The 20,298-nt window shown below is 67.5% G+C and carries 21 protein-coding genes; 13 read left to right on the forward strand and 8 right to left on the reverse strand.

Annotated features, from left to right (window positions below):
• Positions 1 to 136: 136 nt before the first annotated feature.
• On the forward strand, positions 137 to 685 hold the full coding sequence (locus tag ACWPXK_RS10495) for an ester cyclase (RefSeq protein ID WP_454195871.1): 549 nt from the start codon (positions 137 to 139) through the stop codon (positions 683 to 685).
• A gap of 9 nt (positions 686 to 694) precedes the next feature.
• Here the strand turns inward: ACWPXK_RS10495 and ACWPXK_RS10500 are convergent, their stop codons facing one another.
• Positions 695 to 1,402 (reverse strand): TetR/AcrR family transcriptional regulator, encoded by a 708-nt coding sequence (locus tag ACWPXK_RS10500; protein WP_454195872.1) that lies wholly within the window; start codon positions 1,400 to 1,402, stop codon positions 695 to 697.
• A gap of 937 nt (positions 1,403 to 2,339) precedes the next feature.
• Complete coding sequence (locus tag ACWPXK_RS10505) at positions 2,340 to 2,741, reverse strand: PaaI family thioesterase (protein WP_454195873.1); 402 nt, start codon at positions 2,739 to 2,741, stop codon at positions 2,340 to 2,342.
• 177 nt (positions 2,742 to 2,918) lie between these two features.
• Between ACWPXK_RS10505 and ACWPXK_RS10510 the strand changes: the two genes are divergently transcribed.
• The gene (locus tag ACWPXK_RS10510; RefSeq protein WP_454195874.1) at positions 2,919 to 3,791 is read left to right on the forward strand and encodes a cyclopropane mycolic acid synthase family methyltransferase; all 873 of its coding nucleotides are present in this window, start codon (positions 2,919 to 2,921) and stop codon (positions 3,789 to 3,791) included.
• Between the two features lie 7 nt (positions 3,792 to 3,798).
• Here the strand turns inward: ACWPXK_RS10510 and ACWPXK_RS10515 are convergent, their stop codons facing one another.
• On the reverse strand, positions 3,799 to 4,170 hold the full coding sequence (locus ACWPXK_RS10515) for a hypothetical protein (protein WP_454195875.1): 372 nt from the start codon (positions 4,168 to 4,170) through the stop codon (positions 3,799 to 3,801).
• A gap of 492 nt (positions 4,171 to 4,662) precedes the next feature.
• Here ACWPXK_RS10515 and ACWPXK_RS10520 point away from each other — a divergent pair, with 492 nt between their 5' ends.
• Entirely contained in the window at positions 4,663 to 6,024 is a 1,362-nt protein-coding gene (locus ACWPXK_RS10520) for an N-acetylmuramoyl-L-alanine amidase (protein WP_454195876.1), read from the forward strand.
• 94 nt (positions 6,025 to 6,118) lie between these two features.
• The gene (locus ACWPXK_RS10525; RefSeq protein WP_454195877.1) at positions 6,119 to 7,156 is read left to right on the forward strand and encodes a CobW family GTP-binding protein; all 1,038 of its coding nucleotides are present in this window, start codon (positions 6,119 to 6,121) and stop codon (positions 7,154 to 7,156) included.
• 147 nt (positions 7,157 to 7,303) lie between these two features.
• On the opposite strand, the gene ACWPXK_RS10530 is transcribed toward ACWPXK_RS10525, so the two are convergent.
• From ACWPXK_RS10530 to ACWPXK_RS10540, 3 genes are read right to left on the reverse strand one after another with little or no spacing between them, the layout of a single operon-like run.
• Entirely contained in the window at positions 7,304 to 7,738 is a 435-nt protein-coding gene (locus ACWPXK_RS10530; protein ID WP_364324203.1) for a molybdenum cofactor biosynthesis protein MoaE, read from the reverse strand.
• On the reverse strand, positions 7,725 to 8,780 hold the full coding sequence (moaCB, locus tag ACWPXK_RS10535) for a bifunctional molybdenum cofactor biosynthesis protein MoaC/MoaB (RefSeq protein WP_454195878.1): 1,056 nt from the start codon (positions 8,778 to 8,780) through the stop codon (positions 7,725 to 7,727). The genes ACWPXK_RS10530 and moaCB overlap by 14 nt, the downstream gene beginning before the upstream one ends.
• Positions 8,777 to 10,024: a molybdopterin molybdotransferase MoeA gene (locus tag ACWPXK_RS10540; RefSeq protein ID WP_454195879.1), complete on the reverse strand. Its 1,248-nt coding sequence runs from the start codon at positions 10,022 to 10,024 to the stop codon at positions 8,777 to 8,779. Before ACWPXK_RS10540 ends, moaCB begins: the two co-directional genes overlap by 4 nt.
• A 188-nt stretch (positions 10,025 to 10,212) precedes the next feature.
• Here ACWPXK_RS10540 and moaA point away from each other — a divergent pair, with 188 nt between their 5' ends.
• The 4 genes from moaA to ACWPXK_RS10560 all read left to right on the forward strand — a co-directional run bounded on the left by moaA (position 10,213) and on the right by ACWPXK_RS10560 (position 13,677).
• Entirely contained in the window at positions 10,213 to 11,271 is a 1,059-nt protein-coding gene (gene moaA / locus ACWPXK_RS10545) for a GTP 3',8-cyclase MoaA (protein ID WP_454195880.1), read from the forward strand.
• Entirely contained in the window at positions 11,264 to 11,506 is a 243-nt protein-coding gene (locus tag ACWPXK_RS10550; protein ID WP_454195881.1) for a MoaD/ThiS family protein, read from the forward strand. Before moaA ends, ACWPXK_RS10550 begins: the two co-directional genes overlap by 8 nt.
• Before the next feature lie 220 nt (positions 11,507 to 11,726).
• A complete protein-coding gene (locus tag ACWPXK_RS10555; protein WP_454195882.1) occupies positions 11,727 to 12,440 on the forward strand; it encodes a YciI family protein in 714 nt (237 codons plus the stop codon).
• 1 nt (position 12,441) lies between these two features.
• Entirely contained in the window at positions 12,442 to 13,677 is a 1,236-nt protein-coding gene (locus tag ACWPXK_RS10560; RefSeq protein ID WP_454195883.1) for an RNA polymerase sigma factor, read from the forward strand.
• Positions 13,678 to 13,681: 4 nt separating this feature from the next.
• On the opposite strand, the gene nadE is transcribed toward ACWPXK_RS10560, so the two are convergent.
• Positions 13,682 to 14,506, reverse strand: coding sequence for an ammonia-dependent NAD(+) synthetase (nadE, locus tag ACWPXK_RS10565; protein WP_454195884.1), 825 nt, complete (start codon positions 14,504 to 14,506; stop codon positions 13,682 to 13,684).
• 22 nt (positions 14,507 to 14,528) lie between these two features.
• Positions 14,529 to 15,134: a TetR/AcrR family transcriptional regulator gene (locus tag ACWPXK_RS10570; protein WP_454196410.1), complete on the reverse strand. Its 606-nt coding sequence runs from the start codon at positions 15,132 to 15,134 to the stop codon at positions 14,529 to 14,531.
• A 141-nt stretch (positions 15,135 to 15,275) separates the two neighbouring features.
• On the opposite strand from ACWPXK_RS10570, the gene ACWPXK_RS10575 reads away from it, so the two are divergent.
• From ACWPXK_RS10575 to ACWPXK_RS10595, 5 genes are all read left to right on the forward strand, one after another.
• Positions 15,276 to 15,923 carry an NAD(P)H-dependent oxidoreductase gene (locus tag ACWPXK_RS10575; RefSeq protein WP_454195885.1) on the forward strand — a complete coding sequence of 216 codons (648 nt, stop codon included), beginning with the start codon at positions 15,276 to 15,278 and terminating at the stop codon, positions 15,921 to 15,923.
• Between the two features lie 414 nt (positions 15,924 to 16,337).
• Positions 16,338 to 16,571, forward strand: a complete 234-nt coding sequence (locus ACWPXK_RS10580; RefSeq protein WP_364324179.1) for a redoxin NrdH — start codon at positions 16,338 to 16,340, stop codon at positions 16,569 to 16,571.
• A 57-nt stretch (positions 16,572 to 16,628) separates the two neighbouring features.
• On the forward strand, positions 16,629 to 17,090 hold the full coding sequence (gene nrdI / locus ACWPXK_RS10585; RefSeq protein WP_364324176.1) for a class Ib ribonucleoside-diphosphate reductase assembly flavoprotein NrdI: 462 nt from the start codon (positions 16,629 to 16,631) through the stop codon (positions 17,088 to 17,090).
• Positions 17,091 to 17,152: 62 nt separating this feature from the next.
• Entirely contained in the window at positions 17,153 to 19,234 is a 2,082-nt protein-coding gene (gene nrdE / locus ACWPXK_RS10590; RefSeq protein ID WP_454195886.1) for a class 1b ribonucleoside-diphosphate reductase subunit alpha, read from the forward strand.
• 205 nt (positions 19,235 to 19,439) lie between these two features.
• Positions 19,440 to 20,126 carry a hypothetical protein gene (locus ACWPXK_RS10595; protein ID WP_454195887.1) on the forward strand — a complete coding sequence of 229 codons (687 nt, stop codon included), beginning with the start codon at positions 19,440 to 19,442 and terminating at the stop codon, positions 20,124 to 20,126.
• Positions 20,127 to 20,298 lie beyond the last annotated feature (172 nt).

A 20,298-nucleotide genomic window follows, 5' to 3' on the forward strand; every position in this document is an offset into this window, starting at 1 on the left:
ACTCGAACGGCCCCAACGCAGGACCTGAACGCAAATCCACCCGCCACCCGACTGGTACGGCCTGAAGGTGCGGAGAGGCGGGGGAGTGGCTACTATGACTCGTCGATTACGCACTCGGGGTGAAAGGCGACGCGCCGTGGATCCGTACAACACCGGACAGTTCCGAATCGAGGCGGAGGCCGAACCCATCGAAAGCGTGGCATGGCTGGCCGAATTCACCGAAAAATACATCGCGGGTTGGAACAGCGCGGACCCGGCGGCCGTCGCGAAATGCGTCACCGAGGACACCATCTGGCACGATCCGTCGATGTCCGAGACCGCGCACGGTCGCGCGGGAGTCGAGAAGTTCGTCGCCGACACGGTGCGCTCGTTTCCGGACGTGGCCTATGCCAATCCCTTTGCACCGGTGCTGGCCGCGGACAACCGGCTCGCCATCGTGCCGTGGCGGATGACCGGCACGCATCTCGGTCTGATCGACCCGCCCGGGTTCGCCGGCACCGGCAAGAAGTTCGACCTGCTGGTGATCGATCTCTGGCAGTTCCGCTCCGGGCTGATCTGGCGCAGCCAGGCCTCCTGGGACCTGCAGGAGATGCTGCTGCAACTGGGCCTGATGCCGCCGCGCGGCAGCGCCGCCGAACGCGCGATGGCGCGCGCCCAGCGGGTCAGGTCCCGGCTCCCGTTCTGAGCCGGGGGATCAGTCGCCGGGCGCGGCGGTGAACCGCTCCATCGCCACGATGACCGCGGTGCCGACGGTCTCCATTTCGGCGCCCATGCCGACGAGCAGATTCACGATGGCGGGCACCAGCACCTCGAGGAGGCCGTCGTCACCGAGGTGCCCCGCCATCTCCAGTTGGATGAAGCCGAACAGGCCCATCCACAACTGTGCGGCCGCCGAACGGACGTCGGGAGTATCGATCAGTCCCGCGTCCTGCGCCCGCCGCACCGCCCCGACCACGTGGTCGAACGTTTCCTGGTAGTGCTCGAACTCCGAGTCATGCCCGGCCACCAGCACATTGCCACGGTTGATCTTCATATCGATGCGCGTTCCGGTGCCGAACATCAGCTGGAACAGCTCCGGCCTGCGCTGTGCCTCGTCGCGGAACACCAAGCCGAGCATCAGGAGATCGGCGACCGGCTCGTCGGTCACGCCCGCCTCGGCCATGCGCTTGCCCAGCTGCGCGAAGCCGGCGGAACCCGCGGCGCGGATCAGGCCGGGCATGCCACCGAAATTGGAGTACACCGCCATCGTGGAGACTCCGCACATGCGCGACACACGGCGGACGGTGAGGGCGTGCAGGCCCTCGGTGGACACGACCTCCACGGTCGCGTCGATCAGGCGATCGCGCAGTGCGGTGTTCATCGCTTCCGGTGCGGCGCGCGGACGCACGGCTAGTTCGGTCATTCCGGCAGTTTGCTTGCTCATCGCTTCCGCTTCCCCAAACACGGTCACGCCGTGACGCATAGGCCCGTTAGGGTGGTGTGCACCCAGCCACGTCGCCGAAGCAGTACCAGGGGAACGACTTCGGTTCCGATCGATGCACCATCGATTCGCTCGGTCCGGAAAGCTGATCGTGGTTCATCGCGCACAGATATCTCCGTCCTTGCCGCACGAATTGGCGGGCAGAGCGTGAGGTGGGGCCGCGGTCGCGGGCTACGAAGAGCGGGCGCACCCGCCGGGAGGTGCGTGTCGGAGGTGAGTGTCGTCACTGAGACTCTATGTGATAGAGAGTAACACCCACGGTCGTTATGCCAAATGTTTTGCGTCGCTGTGATATCCGACGATCGAGACGGCGTCGTCCTGGGTTCGATGACAATCGGTCTCCGTCTCCGCCCGGCGAACGGCAACTCCTGTCTCGAATCAGACAAAGCGGACGTGCGCTCGGTGGGTGGGGTAATGGATCGCGTACTTGTCAAGATCGACCTCGGGCTTGCTGATGGGGAACCAGCGACCTCGCCGAGCCGAGAACGGTCCGGATCGGCCAGGACGAAGGCGCCAGAGAAGGGATGACACGCCACGGCACTCGGCTGCTGCCGGGTTTCTGGGGTGGCGGTCACAATCACCCGGCAACGGTATCGTTAGCCGGGGACAATTTCGCCCGTGGGAGGTCGGTCGATGTTGTCTTCGATTCCGGGAGCCCTCGGCTGGCCTGTGCGCGCTCCGTGGCCGCGGTCTCGTGGGGTGTGTGCGGTAGCTGCGGTCCGGCTGGTTCGGCCTGGCGGGAAAGCCGGTGATGTTCATCGGCATTCCGCTGGTGCGGGCGCTGCCGGCCAGGACCGGGTTCGACCGTGCCGGGTGATCTTGTCGCCGTGGCGCCCGCGGTGGCGGGACGGTGTCGGGGTCAGAGCACCGCTTGGGTCTGGGTCACTTTCGCGACCAGCTTGTCCGCGTCATCGCGGATCGCCGTCTCGACCACGATGAACGAACGTCCGGCGTGCAGCGGAATCGCGGTTGCCGTGGCGTAGCCGGAGCGGACGGCGCGCAGGAAGTTCGTCTTCGACTCGACCGTCGTGGTGCCCTGCTTGCCGTGCGGCAGGTTCAGGAAGGCGCATACCGCGCCGGTCGCGTCGGCAAGCGACATCAGCACCCCGCCGTGCAGCACGCCGCCGAGGGTGCACAGCGACTCGTCCCAGGCCAATCGGCTGCGTACCAGCTCGGCTCCGTGCGCGAGGACCTCGATGCCGAGACGTTCGGTGAACGGCATGGTCTTGTGGAAGAGCTCGGTGCCCGTTTCGTCGATCATGGGCGCGATCCTGCCCTGCCGCCGCGCGTGGGGTCGATTACCCCGCAGGTAAGCAGATCCTGCGGGCGTTGCGCACCCGAGATCTCGGCATCGGTTCGATATCGGTCCGCAAGGGGTGAAACGCTTCGCGGTGTGCGCGGGTATCAGGACATGAACCCGTTGAACAGGAGAAACGCGATGACCGACCTCCGGCCGTTCTATCGGCAAGTGCAAACGCACTACGACGTCTCGGACGAGTTCTACGCGCTGTTCCTCGACCCCTCGATGACCTATAGCTGCGCCTATTTCGAGCGCCCCGACATGACGCTCGAAGAAGCGCAGCGCGCCAAGATCGATCTCTCGCTCGGGAAGCTCGACCTGCGATCGGGAATGACACTGCTCGACATCGGCTGCGGCTGGGGTGCGACGATGCTGCGCGCCGCCACCGAGTACGGCGCCAAGGTCGTCGGCCTGACGCTCAGCCGCAACCAGTACGACTATGTCCGGGCCATGATCGACCGGAAGCGCCTCACAGGTGCCGAGGTCCGGTTGCAGGGCTGGGAAGAGTACGACGGCAAAGCCGACCGCATCGTCAGCATCGGCGCGTTCGAGCATTTCCGGCGCGAGCGCTACGCGACATTCTTCGAACGCTGTCATCGGATGCTGCCGCCGGGCGGGCGAATGCTCCTGCACACCATCGTCGGCTACACCCTCGACGACCTCCGGCGTATGAAAATTCCCGTGACCAGGGAGCATGCGCTCTTCCACATCTTCATCAAGCGGGAGATCTTCCCGGGCGGCCAGCTGCCGCAACCGGCCGAGGTGACTCGGCTCGCCGGTCGCGTCGGCCTGGGCACCGAGAAGATCCAGGAGCTGCGACCGCACTACGCGCGCACTCTCGACTGCTGGGCACAGGCGCTACGCGAGCACCGTGCCGAAGCGATCGCGATCGCGTCCGAAGAGGTCTATGAGCGCTACATGAAGTACCTCACCGGCTGCGCGGCGAATTTCCGTAGCGGGCATATCGACGTCATGCAGTTCACGCTGGTGAAGGAGGGCGTCTCCCGGTAGCCGCGGTTCAGCCGCCGAAGGATCCGGTGTGCGGCCGCGGCGGCAGCAACCGCCACGGGCCGCAGTTCTCGGTCCGGAACGCGACGTCGGTCGGCTTGATCTCCACGCGGACCGGGCTGAGCCGGGTGAAGTTGTTGGCGATGATGTTCTGCATGTTCGTGTTGTCCCCCTCGACCTTCCACAGCCTGCGCCAGTCGCAGCCGAAGGCCGGATCGGAAGTGCCCGGCGCCTCCCATACGCCGGGGAGGATGTCTACGCCGACCAGGTAGACGCCGTCCTGCGGCATGGTGTTCGCCGGTTCGGCCGCCGCCGTCCCCGCGGCCAGCAGGGTGACCGCGGAGGCCGTGGCCCCCGCGAGTAGAAGCGTGCTTGCACGCATAAGGGTGTTCTCCTCGACTGTGCTACCGCCGCGTCGCGGCTGTCGTTCTCCCGCCCTCGCGGCGGACTCGGGAGATCCCCGCATCTCCGCGGCCACACTTACCAGAACAGACCCTGTGGTGTGCCCGAATCCGGGGATTCCTGTGCTGCCGAACAACGCCGCGGGCTCCAGTCGCGCGATATGTCGTCGGGCCCAGCTATTGGCGCTGCTGCCCGCAACACAGTGGGCTCTCCGACCGGCACGATCCCGAACTACCAGGGCATTTCCGACGCATTCGGCGTGCCGTTCGGCTCTGTGTCGACCCGGGTGATATACGCTCTGCGATCTCTGCGCAAACTGTCGCAGCGCGCCTGACGGCAATGCGCGGTGCAGGCTGTAACACTTCGATAACGCGCCTTGCCTTGCTGAGACAGGCGTTGCCAGAGTGAATCGTGGGTTTGGTGTTACAAGTGGGAAGGGAGGGGTGCCCCATCCCGGGGCACCGACCGCACTATGAAGCCAAGCATCATCAAGGCCGGTATCTGTACCGCCGTCACGGCCGCGGTAACGATGACGTTGTCCGGTTTGCTCCCTGCCACCGCGCAGGCTGCACCGGCATCGCCGAACATGGCGAACAAACTCGCAGGCAGAACCGTATTCCTCGATCCCGGACACCAGGGGTCGAATCACTCCGAAAACCTTGCCAGACCGGTCGGCGACGGTCGCGGCGGTACGAAGGACTGCCAGACCACCGGCATGAACACGATCAACGGCGTTCCGGAACACACGATCAACTGGAACGTCAGCCAGATGGTCAAAACCGCGCTGGAGGGACTGGGCGCGCGGGTTGTGCTGAGCCGCCAGGACGACACGGGCTGGGGTGGCTGCATCGATGACCGGGCGAACGCGGCGACGCAGTCCGGCGCCGCCGTGGCCGTGAGCATCCATGCCGACAGCGCGCCCGCGGAGTATCGCGGCTTCCACCTGATCGTCCCGGAACTGCCCGTTCCGAACGCGATCGTCAATCAGGTCCAGTCCGGAGCGGGACTGGCCGCGTCGCAGGCGGTGCGCGACGCGTACCGGCAGGCGGGCTTCGTCTCGGCGAACTACGGCGGCGTGACGGACGGCATGCAGACCCGCAAGGATGTCGCCGGGCCCGCGCTGACCGCGGTGCCGCTCGTTTTCCTCGAGATGGGCAACGGAGCCAATCCCGAGGACGCCGCGCTGCTCGAGACGGCGCAAGGCCAGCTGAAACACGCGATCGCCCTCACCACCGGGCTGGTCGGCTACCTGCTCGGTACACCGCAGGCGGGTGCGCCGTCGGATCAGTCGGCGGTGCAGCCCATTCCGCAACCGGGCACGCCGTCCGACCGCCCGGCGGGGGAGCAGAGCACTCCGCAGGGGCAGACGACCCCGGGCACGCCGCAAGGTCAGACCGTCCCTGGTGTGCCGCAAAGCCAGACGATCCCGGGGATGCCGCAGGGTCAGACGACCCCGGGCACTCCGCAGGGTCAGACCGTCCCTGGTGTGCCGCAGGGTCAGACGATCCCGGGAGTGCCGCAGGGGCAGACGATCCCGGGAGTGCCGCAGGGGCAGACCGTCCCTGGTGTGCCGCAGGGGCAGACGGTCCCGGGCACACCGCAGTCGCAATCCACACCGGGCACTCCGGCGACACCGAACGCGCCGGGCACCGCTCAGTCGCCGAGCACACCGTATTCGCAGCAAGTCCCCGGATTCACCGTGACCCCGGGCTCGATCATGGAGTTGCTGCTGCCTCTGGCGCAATCGCTCGGCTTGGACGACAACGCCATCAGCACGGAGTTGATCGACCTGGCCTACACCCTGGCGGGCATGCTGCTGGGCCCCGCGAAATAGTCCGCACACCGAACCCACCGGACGCCATCCTCGCCACATCGAGGATGGCGTCCGGCTTTTTCGCACACTCATGCCGCGCAGTAGGGTGAGCGGAATGGCTGACCGGATTCCTGTTGTGCTCGTCGCGGGGTTTCTCGGTTCCGGGAAGACCACGCTGCTCAACCACCTGCTGCGGAACAATCGGGGTACCCGGATCGGCGTGGTTGTCAATGACTTCGGCGCGATCAACATCGACTCCATGCTGGTCGCGGGGCAGGTCGACGCCATGGTCTCGCTGGGCAACGGGTGCGTGTGCTGCGCGGTCGACGTCACCGAGCTGGACGCGTTGTTCACCCGCCTCGCGCAGCCGCGCGCCCAGATCGACGTGATCGTGGTCGAGGCAAGCGGCCTGGCCGAGCCGCGCAATCTGGTCCGGATGGTCGTCGGCAGCGACAACCCGCGCATCCGCTACGGCGGCTTGGTCGAAGTGGTCGACGCCGAGCAGTTCCCGGAGAGCAGCGCACGCCATCCCGAGCTGCGCACGCATCTGCGGCTGGCCGATCTGGTGGTGGTGAACAAGGCCGACCGGGTGTCGCCGGAGCAGCTGGCCCGGCTGCGTGCGGACGTCGCCGCGCTGGTCGGCCCCGCGCCGGTGTACGCGACGACGCACGGCCGGATCGATCCGGGGCTGCTGTTCGACGAACCGCTGCGGGAAACGCCTCGCGTGGCCGAACAACTGAGCTTCGACGAACTGCTCGCCGAGCACGACCACGACGATGACCACACCGGGCACCGCCATCTGCACGACGACTACACCAGCGTCTCGTTCACCAGTGGACGCGAGCTGGACCCGCGCAAATTGATCGGCTTCCTGGAGGACCCGCCGCCGGGTCTGTTCCGGGCCAAGGGTTTCGCCGCGTTCGGCGTGGCAGACGAACGCAGGAAGTTCGTCCTGCACATGGTCGGCCGCCACATCGTCTTCGAACCGGGCAGCTGGTCGCGGGGCGAATCCCGTGGCGCGCGGCTGGTGCTCATCGGTGCCGGACTGCACACCGACGCGGCCCTGGCCCGGCTGCGGGACTCCGTGCACGACGCCGAGGTCCCCCTCGACCCGCAGAGCATGCTCGGCGTCTGGCGCTACACACCACACTGAGCGCAGCTCGCCACGTTTCGCCGGGACCGATTCGGTACTGGCAACGAGCGGTCCGGCGCACCGCCGCGTACGTTCATCGAGGCAGCCGAGGACACCGTGACGCGCGATGACGTCGACGTTCTCGCGATCGCCGCCGAGGTACTCCGGTCACCCGCAGGCATTCACCCATTCGGACAGGCCGTCGGCGAACAATTGCCGTTTCCAGATCGGGACTTCGTGTTTGATCCGATCGACCAGTTCCGCGCACACGGCGAACGCCTCGCCGCGATGCGCCGCCGCCACCGCGACGACGATCGCACGATCGCCGATGGCGAGCGAGCCGACGCGGTGCACGGCGGCGACCGGCAAGCCGTGCAAGGTGGCGACTTCCGCGCAGACGGTGTGCAGGAATCGCTCCGCCTGCGGATGCGCGGAGTACTCCAGAGCCGAAACGGCCTGTCCGCCATCGTGATCGCGGACCTTCCCGGCGAACACCACGACCGCGCCGTAGTGCGGTCCGGTCACCGCCGCCTCGACCTCATCGGGATCGAGCGGCTGGTCGCTGATCCGGGCCAGCCGGACCGTGGCCTCAGCCGTTGTCATGACTACCACCTCCGGCTACTTGTGCGAGCAGATGATCCAGCAGCGGTTCCAGCACCGCCATGCCGTCTTCGACGCCGCCGGGCGATCCGGGCAGGTTCACGATCACCGAGCGGCCCGCGAGCCCGGCCACCCCGCGGCTCAGCGCGGCGAGCGGGAATTTCGCGGTGCCGCGCTGCCGGATCGCCTCCGCCACGCCGGGGAGCTCGCGGTCCAGCAGCGCGAGGGTGGCTTCGGGGGTCGCGTCGGTGGGGGAGGCGCCGGTCCCGCCGGTGCTGATCACCAGCGCGGGCTCGAAGCGCAGCGCGTCGGCCAGACCGTACTCGATATCGTCGTCGGCATAAACCAGTGGACCACGCACCGAGAAGCCGAGATCGGCAAGCCATTCCACAAGCACGGGGCCGGTGGTGTCGACCCGGGTACCCGCCGCGACGCCCGTGGAGGAGACCAGCACCACGGCCGAGCGCTCGACCTCGTCGAATTCCGGCTCGGTGTCCTCCGAGAATTCCTCCGCACCGGCCGAAGCGTTCTCGTCGTCGGGTTGCGCAATCGTCGTTTCCGGCTGCTCCGGGGTGGCCGGTCGTTCCCAATGTCCGTGCTTGCCGCCCTCTTTGGTGAGCAACCGCACGTCGGTGAGCGTCGCCGCGGGATCCACCGCCTTCACCATGTCGTGCAGCGTGAGACCCGCGACCGCGACCGCGGTGAGCGCCTCCATCTCGACCCCGGTCGGTCCCTTGGTCTTCGCGGTGGCCTCGATCGTGATGGTGGTGTCGGTGAATCCGAACTCGACCAGCACCGACGAGAGCGCCAGCTGATGACACAGCGGGATCAGTTCCGAGGTCTTCTTGGCTCCCGCGATGCCCGCGATGCGCGCGGTGGACAGCACGTCCGCCTTCGGCATGTTGTCGGCGCGCACCAGCGCGACCACCTCGGCCGTGGTGCGCAACTCGCCCGCGGCGACGGCGATCCGGGTGGTGTCGTTCTTGGCGCTCACATCGACCATGCGGGCGCGACCTTCGTTGTCGACGTGGGACAGCTCACTCATAGTGACCACACTCGCACAAGCGCGCCCGCGGGCAGCGCGGTGACCTCGGCGGGCACATCGATCAGCACGTCCGCCCACGCCATGCCCGCCACCAGATGCGAGCCGGGTCCCGACACCACCTCGACCGCCTTCGGGCGCCGGTGCAGCGGGCGTGATTCCTCGGACCGGTCGCGGACCAGCTTGCCGCGCAGGAATTGCCGCTTGCCCTCCGGGGAGCGCGGCACGGCGGTGAGCAGCGGAAGTTCGTAACAGTCCACCTCGGGCAAGCCGGCGAGGTGGCGCAGGATCGGGCGGGCGAACACTTCGAACGACACCATCGTGCTGACCGGGTTGCCCGGGAAACTGAGCACCGGCACCCCGTCGACGACACTGAGCCCCTGCGGCCCCCCTGGCTGCATCGCCACCGAGCCGAACTGTCCACCGAGCGGCTCGAGCACGTCCTTGACCACCTCGAAGTCGCCCTTGGACACGCCACCGGAGGTGAACACCACATCGGCCGCCTTGGTCGCGGCGGACAGCAGCGCGCGGAATCGCGCCGGATCGTCGGGGCTGTGCGCCACCGAGACCACCTCGACCCCGTTGGCCGCGAGCGCGGCGGCCAACGCGACGCCGTTGGAGTTGTAGATCTGTCCGGGGCGTAGCGCGGCTCCCGCGGCCACCAACTCGTCGCCGGTGGTGATGACCGCGCCGCGCACGGCGCCGAACACCGCCACCGTCGGCAGTCCGACCGCGGCGAGAGCCGCGACGTGCTGGGGCGCGAGCATGGTTCCCGCGCGGACGAGCAGGTCGCCGGTCCGGACGTCGGTGCCCGGTTCGCGCACGAATTCGCCTGCGCCGCGGCCGCGTTCGATGGTCACCGTGTTGTCGTCGGCGTGCGTGTCCTCGACCGGAACCACGCAGTCCGCGCCGGGCGGCAGCGGTGCGCCGGTCATCACCTTCACGGCCGCGCCGTGCGGCAGTGGCGTGCGGCCGGGAGCGCCGGCGGCGACCACACCGGCCAGCGGCAGCGTGACCGGCGCGACCAGCACGGACTCCGCCCGCACCGCGTACCCGTCCATCGCGGAATTGCGGAACACCGGCAGGTCGATCGGCGAACGGACGTCCTCGGCCAGCTGCCTGCCCAGCGCCCGCGACACCGCGACGGACTGGACCGCGCGCGCGGCCAGCGGCCGCAGCAGCTGTTCGATGCTGTCGCGGTAGTCGTCGACGGGCCTGGCCGAAACGCTCGCGGGCCGGGGGTTCATGCGGTCAGCCTAACTCCCTTTGCCAGGGACTTTCCGTCTCCACCGCCTGCGCCGATCCGGTGACCGGGTGTGCTGCTATGTCGCGGTCATCGACATGTGGGCGCCTCACCGCCGGGGCCCCGCCGCGGTGAGCCATCGGTGGACCTTCCGCCCGCTGCCGATTCGGGCCCGCCGGTCATAATGGACGTGTGACTCTGGTCGAGATCGGGATTCCCGCCGTACGTTCCGGGCGTCCCTCGCTCGACGGCCGTCCCGACACCCCCCATTTGCTGGATCGTTTCGGACGCGTCGCCCGAGACCTGCGTGTCTCCATCACCGAGAAGTGCTCGCTGCGCTGTACCTACTGCATGCCGGAGGAGGGGCTGCCGGAGATTCCCCGGCACGAACTGCTCACCGTGGACGAGATCGTGCGGCTGGTGCGCCTCGCGGTGCGCGATCTGGGGGTGCGTGAGGTCCGTTTCACCGGGGGCGAGCCGCTGATGCGCCGCGAGCTGGAGCAGATCATCGCCGGCTGCCACGCGGAGGTCCCGCACATCCCGCTGGCCATGACGACCAACGCTGTCGGGCTCGAGCACCGTGCCCGCGGGCTCGCCGCCGCCGGGCTGCACCGGGTGAACGTGTCGCTGGACACGGTCGACCGGGCCGGTTTCCACCAGTTGACCCGGCGCGATCGTCTCGAATCCGTGTTCGCCGGTATCCGCGCCGCACGCGACGCCGGACTGGCCCCGATCAAGGTCAACGCCGTGCTGATGCGCGAAACCATCGCCGGCGCACCGGATCTGCTGCGCTGGTGCCTGGACGAGGGCTGCGAGCTGCGGTTCATCGAGGAGATGCCGCTCGACGCCGACCACGAGTGGGCCCGGGCCAACATGGTCACCGCCGCCGAACTGCTCGACGTGCTCGGCACTCGGTTCCAGCTCACCGAGTCCGGGCGCTCCGATCCGTCGGCCCCGGCGGAGAAGTGGCTGGTCGACGGCGGGCCGGGCACCGTGGGCATCATCGCCACGGTCACCCGCAAGTTCTGTGACACCTGCGACCGCACCCGCCTCACCGCGGACGGCATGCTGCGGTCCTGCCTGTTCAGTGATCAGGAGTTCGACCTGCGCCAGGCGCTGCGTTCCGGCGCCGGCGACGAGGAACTCGCGACGCTCTGGCGCGGCGCGATGTGGAACAAGTGGGCGGGGCATGGCATCGACGCCGAGGGCTTCGTCCCGCCGGAGCGGACGATGGGAGCCATCGGTGGTTGAGATCCGCTACTTCGCCGCGATCGCCGACGCGGTCGGCAAGGACAGCGAGACCCTGGACTTTCCGGCCGGCGCCACGGTGGGCGACCTGCGCGCCACCCTTGCGGCCGCCTACGGCCCCGGCCTGGACAAGATGCTGTCGGTGTGCGCCTACCTGATCGGCGACGAACTCACCCGCGACCCCGCGGCCGCCCTCAGCTCGCGTGTCGACGTACTCCCGCCGTTCGCGGGCGGATAGGCGTACCTCCGCCTTCGCTCCGGCCGTGCGCGTTGTGCGTACCCCGGCCTTCGCTCCGGCCGTGCGCGTTGTGCGTACCCCGCCTTCGCTCCGGCCGTGCGCTGCGTCCGGCTGTGCCTCGTGAATATTCGGTGCGCGGGGGTGTAGAAATCGGCACGCGCGGTTCGTCGTCCTGATAGATGGGGTATCCGACCCCGTCGATGCGAGGAAGGATGACGCTATGCACTACCTGGCGACACTGGTGGGACGCGAAGACGGACCCGGTGCCCGGCCCGGCACGCCGGAGTTCGAAGCCGAGGTGGCGAAGTACGCGGCGTTCGAGGAGCGCGAGGCTGCGGCGGTCGCCGGCGGCGCGGCGCTGTTCCCCTCCGCCGACGCGCTGCACATCCGGCGCAGCGGAGGACAGACGCTGGTCACCGATGGCCCGTACGCCGAGCAGGCCGAGGTCGTCGGCGGATTCTATGTGTTCGAAGCCGCCGACCTGGACGAGGCGATCCGGCTGGCGCGGCAGGTGCCCGCCGCGGAGGACGGGGCGGTCGAAGTGCGCCCGATGGCGATGTGGTCGCCGCACGACACCCCGCGCGCGGATTGGTGGCTGGCGCTGTTGTGGGAGGCTCCGGACGCGGTGATCGTGCCGGACACTCCGGAGTGGGACGACGCCGTCGCCGAACATCAGCGCTTCGGTGCGAAGTACGCGGCGGAAATCCGCGGTGGTGGGGCGCTGCAACCGCCGTCCTCGGCGACCACGGTGCGGGTGCGCGACGGGCAGACGCTGCTCACCGACGGGCCGTACGCGGAGTTCGCCGAGGTGGTGGACGGGCTGTACTTGTTCACCGCGCCGGACCGAGCGCGGGCGGCCGAGATCGCCTCGGCCATCCCGCTGGGCGAGCGTGGGCGCGCCGAGGTGCGTCAGGTCGTGGATCTGGGCGACTGACGTGCGGACCGGTCCGGCCGCGACGATCGACGCCGTCTACCGCGCCGAGTTCGGCCGGGCGCTCGCGACGGTGGCCAGGATGGTCGGCGATATCGGCCTGGCCGAGGACGCCGTGCAGGAGGCATTCGCCGAGGCACTGCGCACCTGGCCCGAGCGCGGACTGCCGTCCAACCCGGGCGGCTGGATCACCACGACCGCCCGCAACAGAGCGCTGGACCGGCTGCGGCGCGAGTCGGCCAGGGCGGTCAAGGAACATGACGCGGTTGCGACGCGAGCACCGAACGAGGAGGCCGAGGTGTCGCCGGTGCCGGACGACCAACTGCGGATGATCTTCGCCTGCTGCCACCCGGCGCTGTCGCGGCCCTCGCAGGTGGCCTTGACGCTGCGCCTGGTGTGCGGCCTGCGCACGGCCGAGATAGCGCGTGCCTTTCTGCAACCGGAACATACGGTGGCGCAACGGCTCACACGCGCGAAGGCGAAGATCCGTCAGGCGGGCATCCCCCTGCGGGTGCCGCCCCCGCATCTGATGCCCGAGCGAATCCCTGGCGTACTGGCGTGCGTGTATCTGGTGTTCACCGAGGGATACTTCGCGACATCGGGCCCTTCCGCCGTGCGAGACGAGCTGTGCGATGAAGCGATTCGACTCGGCAGGCTGCTGTGCGGGTTGCTGCCGCGCGAACCCGAGGCGCGTGCGCTGCTGGCGCTGATGCTGTTACAGGACAGCCGCCGAAACCAACGGCGGCGCGGCGACGGGGAATTGGTGCCGTTGGAGGAACAGGATCGGTCGCGGTGGGACCGAGCAGCGGTCCGGGCCGGGCTGGATTGCCTGAGGTCGGCCGAGGCCGATGGTGGCGGCCCGTACCTGGTGCAGGCGCGAATCGCTGCCGCGCACGCGACGGCGCCGAGCTGGGCGCAGACCGATTGGCACTCGATCGTCGCGGAGTACGACGAACTACTCCGGCTCGCACCGTCGCCTGCGGTGTCGGTGAGCCGCGCCGTGACCGTGGGTTTCGCCCGGGGGTTCGACGCGGGGCTGGCCGCCCTGGACGAGGTTGCCGACGACCCGCGGCTGGCCGGATCGCACCTGGTTCCGTCGACCCGCGCCGACCTGTTGCGACGTGGCGGACGGTGGCGGGAGGCCGCGCAGAGCTATCGCGCGGCGCTGGAACTGGCAGGCAACGACCAGGTGCGGCGGTTTCTGGCGCGCCGCCTCGTGGAGGTCGAGTCGGCGCGCTGAGCGCTCAGCGCCACCAGGTGTCCAGCGGCGTGACCGGAACGGTCCGCTTGTGCCGGGTGTTCAGATAGATGGATTCGACCTTGGCGGCGACTTCCGCGCTCACCTCGTTGCCTTCCAGGTAATCGTCGATCTCGCTGTAGCGCAGGCCGAGCGCCTCTTCGTCGGGCAGCGCGGGCCGCTCGTCCTCCAGGTCGGCCGTGGGGACCTTGGACCAGATGCTGGGGGGCGCACCGAGTTCTTGCAGCAGCGCCGCGCCCTGGCGCTTGGTGAGGCCGGTGAGCGGGGTCAGATCGACGCCGCCGTCGCCGTACTTGGTGAAGAAGCCGGTGACCGCCTCCGCCGCGTGGTCGGTGCCGACCACCAGCAAGTTCTCCTGCCCGGCCAGGGCGTACTGGATCACCATGCGTTCGCGCGCCTTGATGTTGCCGCGTACGAAGTCGCGCAGCTTGTCCACGCCCAGCGCGGTGGCCGCCTCGGCGGCCGCCGCGTTCGCGCTGGGGCGGACGTTCACCACGACCTGGCGGTCCGGCTGGACGAACTTCAGCGCGATCCTCGCGTCGGCCTCGTCGGCCTGTACTCCGTAGGGCAGCCGGACGGCGAGAAACGTCGCGTCCGCGCCCTCGGCGCGCAGCTCTTCGGCCGCGAGCTGGCAGAGCCGGCCGGTGAGGGCGCTGTCCTGTCCGCCGCTGATCCCGAGGACGAAACCCCGTGCGGGAGTGGCGTTCAGATAATCCTTGAGGAAATCGATCCGCCGCCGCACTTCGGTCTTCGGCTCGATCGTGGGCTGGACGCCCAATTCGCTGATGATCTGTTCGCGCAGGTTCCGCATGGCGCCCGAGTCTACTGGCGATTCATCGGGTGACAACGCGCCGAACGAGGCTCGCCCAGTTGTCGCCGACCTGCTCGCGGGTGTATCCCTGGACGTGCATCTGGTGCATCACGAGTGCCGCGCCCAGTGTCCCTAGGAGCGCGTCGGCGACCAGCGGGATCTCGCCGGGCGCTTCGGCCTGCCGCAGCAGCATCGTGACGTGGGCGCGCAGCAGTCCGTAGGGCGCGCCGGAATAACGGTCCCCGGCCTCGCCGAGTTCGGCGGCGCGGTGCAGTTCACCTTCCAGTTCGATGTCCAGCAGCCGGGCCCGCCCGAAGGCGACCAGTCGTTCCACCGGCGCGGCGCCGGGGCCGAGCGGTGGCGGCCCGAAGATGAACGCCTCCTGGAACTTTCGATCGGAGTGGTCGAGCAGCGCGAGCATCAGGCCCGACCGGCTGCCGAACCGGCGGAACACCGTGCCCTTACCGACTCCGGCGCGCTTGGCCAGCGCGTCCATGGTGAGGCTGTCGACGCCTTGTTCGCGCACCAACTGGTGGGCCGCGTCCAGCAGGAGTTGGCGGTTGCGCGCCGCGTCGGCACGCTCGGCGGGCTGCGACGTGCCGGGCAGCGGCGCGCCGACGTCGAGCAGGCGGCGCCCGCGTGGCGGTGGTGCGTCGGATGTGGGGTAGTTCACAGCGCTCACGCAGACTCCGCGGGAAGTAATCGGACCGCAGTCCGGTTGGTCTGGGGTGACAGTACGGACACCACATTCAGTACACCAGGAGTTCTCATGAGCGAGCGAAGCGAGCGAGTCATCAACACAGCGCCCTCTGGGCCCGACGGAGCCGAGCGCCAGCGAGGCGCAGTCGGGAGCCAGACTCGCATCCTCGCACTTGTCGGTAGCCTCCGTGCCGCCTCGGTCAACCGCCAGCTCGCCGAGACCGCCGCGCAGACCGCCCCGGAGGGTGTCGAGGTCACCCTCTACGAAGGGCTCGCCGACATCCCGTTCTACAACGAGGACATCGACGTTCCCGGTTCCGTGCCCGCCGCCGCTCGAGCGCTGCGCGACGCGGTCGCCGAGGCGGACGGCCTGCTGGTGGTGACGCCGGAGTACAACGGCACGCTGTCGGCGGTGCTGAAGAACGCGATCGACTGGGCCTCCCGTCCGTACGGCGCCGGGTCCATCACGGGCAAGCCCGCCGCCGTGGTCAGCGCGTCGGTCAGCCCGAACGCGGCGCAGTGGGCGCACGGGGACGCGGTCAAGGCGCTCGGCGTGGCGGGCGCGAAGGTCGTCGAGTCCGCGCACCTGCACTTCGGTGTGATCGGAGAGCGGTTCGCCTCCTCGCATCCGCGCGATGACGCGGAGGCGCTGACCGAGCTGGCGAGCACGGTGCGCGAACTGGTCGAGGCCACCCGCGGCGAGCTGGCGTCCGTGTAAGCTCCACTCCCGGTCTCCGCCGAGGGCCGTCGTTACCGCGGTAGCGACGGCCCTCGGCGTTTGTTCGATGTTTGCTATCAGTTAGCTGAAGCTCTCATGAGTGATCTGCGTCACTCTTTTGCCGGAGGGTGAATCGAGCATCCTGGTACTTCTCCCCGTGGAATTTCATCAATGTGACTCGCTACATGTCGTGTTGGATGAATCTGTCGGCCACTAGGTGTAGTGTCTTCGGTACTGGAAGAGGGCGCGAGAACGAGACGGCCAACCGTGGCTGATCAGGGGCTTCGGGTCCGGATCCAGGAGTTTGCGCAGTATGTCGGATCGTGCATCGCTAGCGACTGCTTGCAGGTCGCTCGAAACGATCGGCATACGGATCACAGGCTGTGGATCAGGCACAAGGAGAGAGGGACATCAATGACCGTCACCGTGTACACCAAGCCCGCTTGCGTCCAGTGCAACGCCACCTACAAGGCCCTCGACAAGGTCGGCGTGGACTACGAGGTCATCGATATCTCGGAGAACGACGAGGCGCGTGACTACGTCATGGCGCTCGGGTACTTGCAGGCGCCGGTCGTGGTGGCCGGAGACGATCACTGGTCGGGCTTCCGGCCCGACCGCATCAAGTCGCTCGCGACCGTGGCGGCCTGATCGCGTCCACCGCTTCCGGTTCATCCGAGGGGCCGTCCTGAGAAGAGGAAGTCGACCATGTCGGAGACGACGGCGCTGGTCTACTTCTCCAGCGCTTCGGAGAACACACATCGTTTCGTCGAGAAGCTGGGTCTCCCGGCGACTCGCATCCCACTGCACACCGCCGACTCACTGCGCGTCGACCGACCGTACGTGCTGATCGTTCCCACTTACGGGGGCGGTCGGCACGTATTGGGGGGCAACCGTTCCGAGAAGGATTTCGTCCCGCGGCAGGTCGCCAAGTTCCTGAACGATCCGCACAACCGGTCGCTGCTGCGCGGCGTCATCGCGGCGGGCAACACGAACTTCGGCGACACCTATTGCTATGCGGGCGAACTGATCTCGCGCAAATGCGGGGTGCCGTACCTGTATCGCTTCGAACTCATGGGAACCGCTGAGGACGTCGAACGCGTCCGAGAGGGATTGGGATTGTTTTGGCAACAGCAACGACAGCACCGACCGGAAAAACAGCTCGCTTAGAGCAGCCCCCGGTCCGCGGCGCCGAAGCGGGCGAGGTCCTGGACTACCACGCTCTCAACGCGATGCTGAACCTGTACGGCCCGGACGGCGAGATCCAGTTCGACAAGGACCGTGAGGCCGCCCACCAGTACTTCTTGCAGCACGTCAACCAGAACACCGTCTTCTTCCACAACCTGGACGAGAAGCTGGACTACCTGATCGAGGAGAACTACTACGAGGGGGAGGTTCTCGATCAGTACAGCCGCGGGTTCATCAAGAAGCTGTTCAAGCAGGCCTACGCCAAGAAGTTCCGGTTCCCCACCTTCCTCGGCGCGTTCAAGTACTACACCTCGTACACGCTGAAGACCTTCGACGGCAAGCGTTACCTGGAGCGGTTCGAGGATCGGGTCTGCATGGTCGCGCTCACCCTCGCCGCCGGTGACGAGGTGCTGGCGAGCAAGCTGGTGGACGAGATCATCGAGGGCCGTTTCCAGCCGGCCACGCCGACCTTCCTGAACTCGGGCAAGAAGCAGCGCGGCGAGCCGGTGTCGTGCTTCCTGCTGCGCATCGAGGACAACATGGAGTCCATCGGGCGCTCGATCAACTCCGCGCTGCAACTGTCCAAGCGCGGCGGTGGTGTCGCTTTGCTGCTGAGCAACATTCGCGAGCACGGCGCGCCGATCAAGAAGATCGAGAATCAGAGCTCTGGCGTCATCCCGATCATGAAGCTGCTGGAGGACTCGTTCTCCTACGCCAACCAGCTCGGTGCGCGTCAGGGCGCGGGCGCGGTCTACCTGCACGCGCACCACCCCGATATCTACCGGTTCCTGGACACCAAGCGGGAGAACGCGGACGAGAAGATCCGCATCAAGACTCTCTCGCTGGGCGTGGTCATCCCGGACATCACCTTCGAACTGGCCAAGAAGAACGAGGACATGTACCTGTTCTCGCCTTACGACGTGGAGCGCATCTACGGCAAGCCGTTCGCCGACATCGACGTCACCGAGAAGTACCACGAGATGGTCGACGACAAGCGCATCCGCAAGTCGAAGATCAAGGCGCGCGAGTTCTTCCAGACCATCGCGGAGCTGCAGTTCGAGTCCGGCTACCCGTACATCATGTTCGAGGACACGGTGAACCGGGCCAACCCGATCGCGGGCAAGATCACCCACTCCAACCTGTGCTCGGAGATCCTGCAGGTGTCCACGCCGTCGGAGTTCAACGACGACCTGTCCTACGCGAAGGTGGGCAAGGACATCTCCTGCAACCTCGGGTCGCTGAACATCGCCAAGACGATGGACTCACCCGACTTCGCCCAGACCATCGAGGTGGCCATCCGGGCGCTGACCGCGGTGTCGGACCAGACGCACATCTACTCGGTGCCGTCCATCGAGCAGGGCAACAACCAGTCCCATGCGATCGGCCTCGGGCAGATGAACCTGCACGGCTACCTGGCGCGGGAGCGGATCCACTACGGGTCGGAAGAGGGCATCGACTTCACCGACATCTACTTCTACACCGTCGTCTATCACGCGATTCGGGCGTCGAACAAGCTCGCCATCGAGCGCGGCACCTACTTCGGCGGCTTCCCGGAATCGAAGTACGCCAGCGGTGAGTACTTCGACAAGTACACCGATCAGGTGTGGGAGCCGAAGACCGATCGCGTGCGGCAGCTGTTCGCCGACGCGGGCGTGCACATCCCGACCCAGGACGACTGGCGTGAGCTGAAGGCCTCGGTCATGGAGCACGGCATCTACAACCAGAACCTGCAGGCGGTGCCGCCGACCGGCTCGATCTCCTACATCAACCACTCCACCAGCTCCATCCACCCGGTGGCGTCGAAGATCGAGATCCGCAAGGAAGGCAAGATCGGGCGCGTCTACTACCCGGCGCCCTACATGACCAACGACAACCTCGAGTACTACGAGGACGCCTACGAGATCGGCTACGAGAAGATCATCGACACCTACGCCGCGGCCACCCAGCACGTGGACCAGGGCCTGTCGCTGACGCTGTTCTTCAAGGACTCCGCCACCACCCGCGACCTCAACCGCGCCCAGATCTACGCCTGGCGCAAGGGCATCAAGACGCTCTACTACATCCGGCTGCGCCAAATGGCTTTGGAGGGAACCGAAGTCGAGGGTTGCGTGTCCTGCATGCTGTGAGGTCATCCATCCGATGGGATGGATATCGATGCAGGGCATGAATATGCCCTGCATCGGTCCGTGCAGCGCTGAGTAGACGCCGTGCTGATCCCGCCGTGCTGTTGATCGGTTCGTCGGAGTGGAGGCCCTAGGCATTGGTAGTCGCAGCCATGCGCTCTAAACTGGGGCTATTGCCTGATGTGGTCTCAGGTGAGACCATATATGCATGAGCGAGATGTCTGTGGCTGCTGCGGCTGCAGAGCTGGCTGTGACCCCTCGGCAGGTTGCTCGGCTCGCGCAAGCGGGCGAGCTCGATGTGGTTCGCGAAATCGGTGGTGTGTTCTTGCTGGATTCGGCCTCGGTTCACCGGTGGGCTCAGGCGCGCCGGTATCGGGGCAGGCCGTGGAGCGAGGGCGTTGCGTGGGCTGCGCTGGCGTGGATGTCCGGCCAGCCGGTGGACTGGATCTCGTCGGCGCAAATGACCAGGCTCAAGCATCGCTTACGACGCTCGAGCGCGCAGGAAGTAGCTTTCCTCGCGCGGCGACGCGCGAGGACGCATCGTTTGAGCGGATGGGACGAGAGCGTGGAAGGCATCCTCGACTGCCTCGTTGCCAGTGGCGTGAGCGCCCTCGAGCGCAAAGATCTTGCAGCTAGGTTCGGTTTGGCGGAGAGCAGTCGAGGTATCGAGGGGTATGTGCTCGACGAGGATTTCGAGACGGTTGTCAACGGCTTCGGCCTGATAGCAGATGGCGGCGAGCGCGATGTTGTCGTCCGGGTAACGACTTCGAATGTATTCGCCGACGAGCAAGCGCCGTTGGCGGCGGTCGCCGTCGACTTGATGGATTCGCTCGACACTCGTGAGCGCAGCGCCGGTGCCCGCGTGCTTCAGGAATTGCTGGATGGCATCCGTTAACCGCCCGGAGTGGAAGGTGCCGACTCCCACGGGCGGTTGGGGTCCACCATGGCCGCAGGCCGCCGAGCTTGCTCAGGCGATTCCATCCGAGGCGCGATGGTACTCAAAGGCGCTGCCTACAAGGAGGACTCGCGTGATCGGGGCCGACATCTGGACGACAATCCTGGCTTGT

This window comes from Nocardia sp. Marseille-Q1738, from assembly GCF_965283145.1.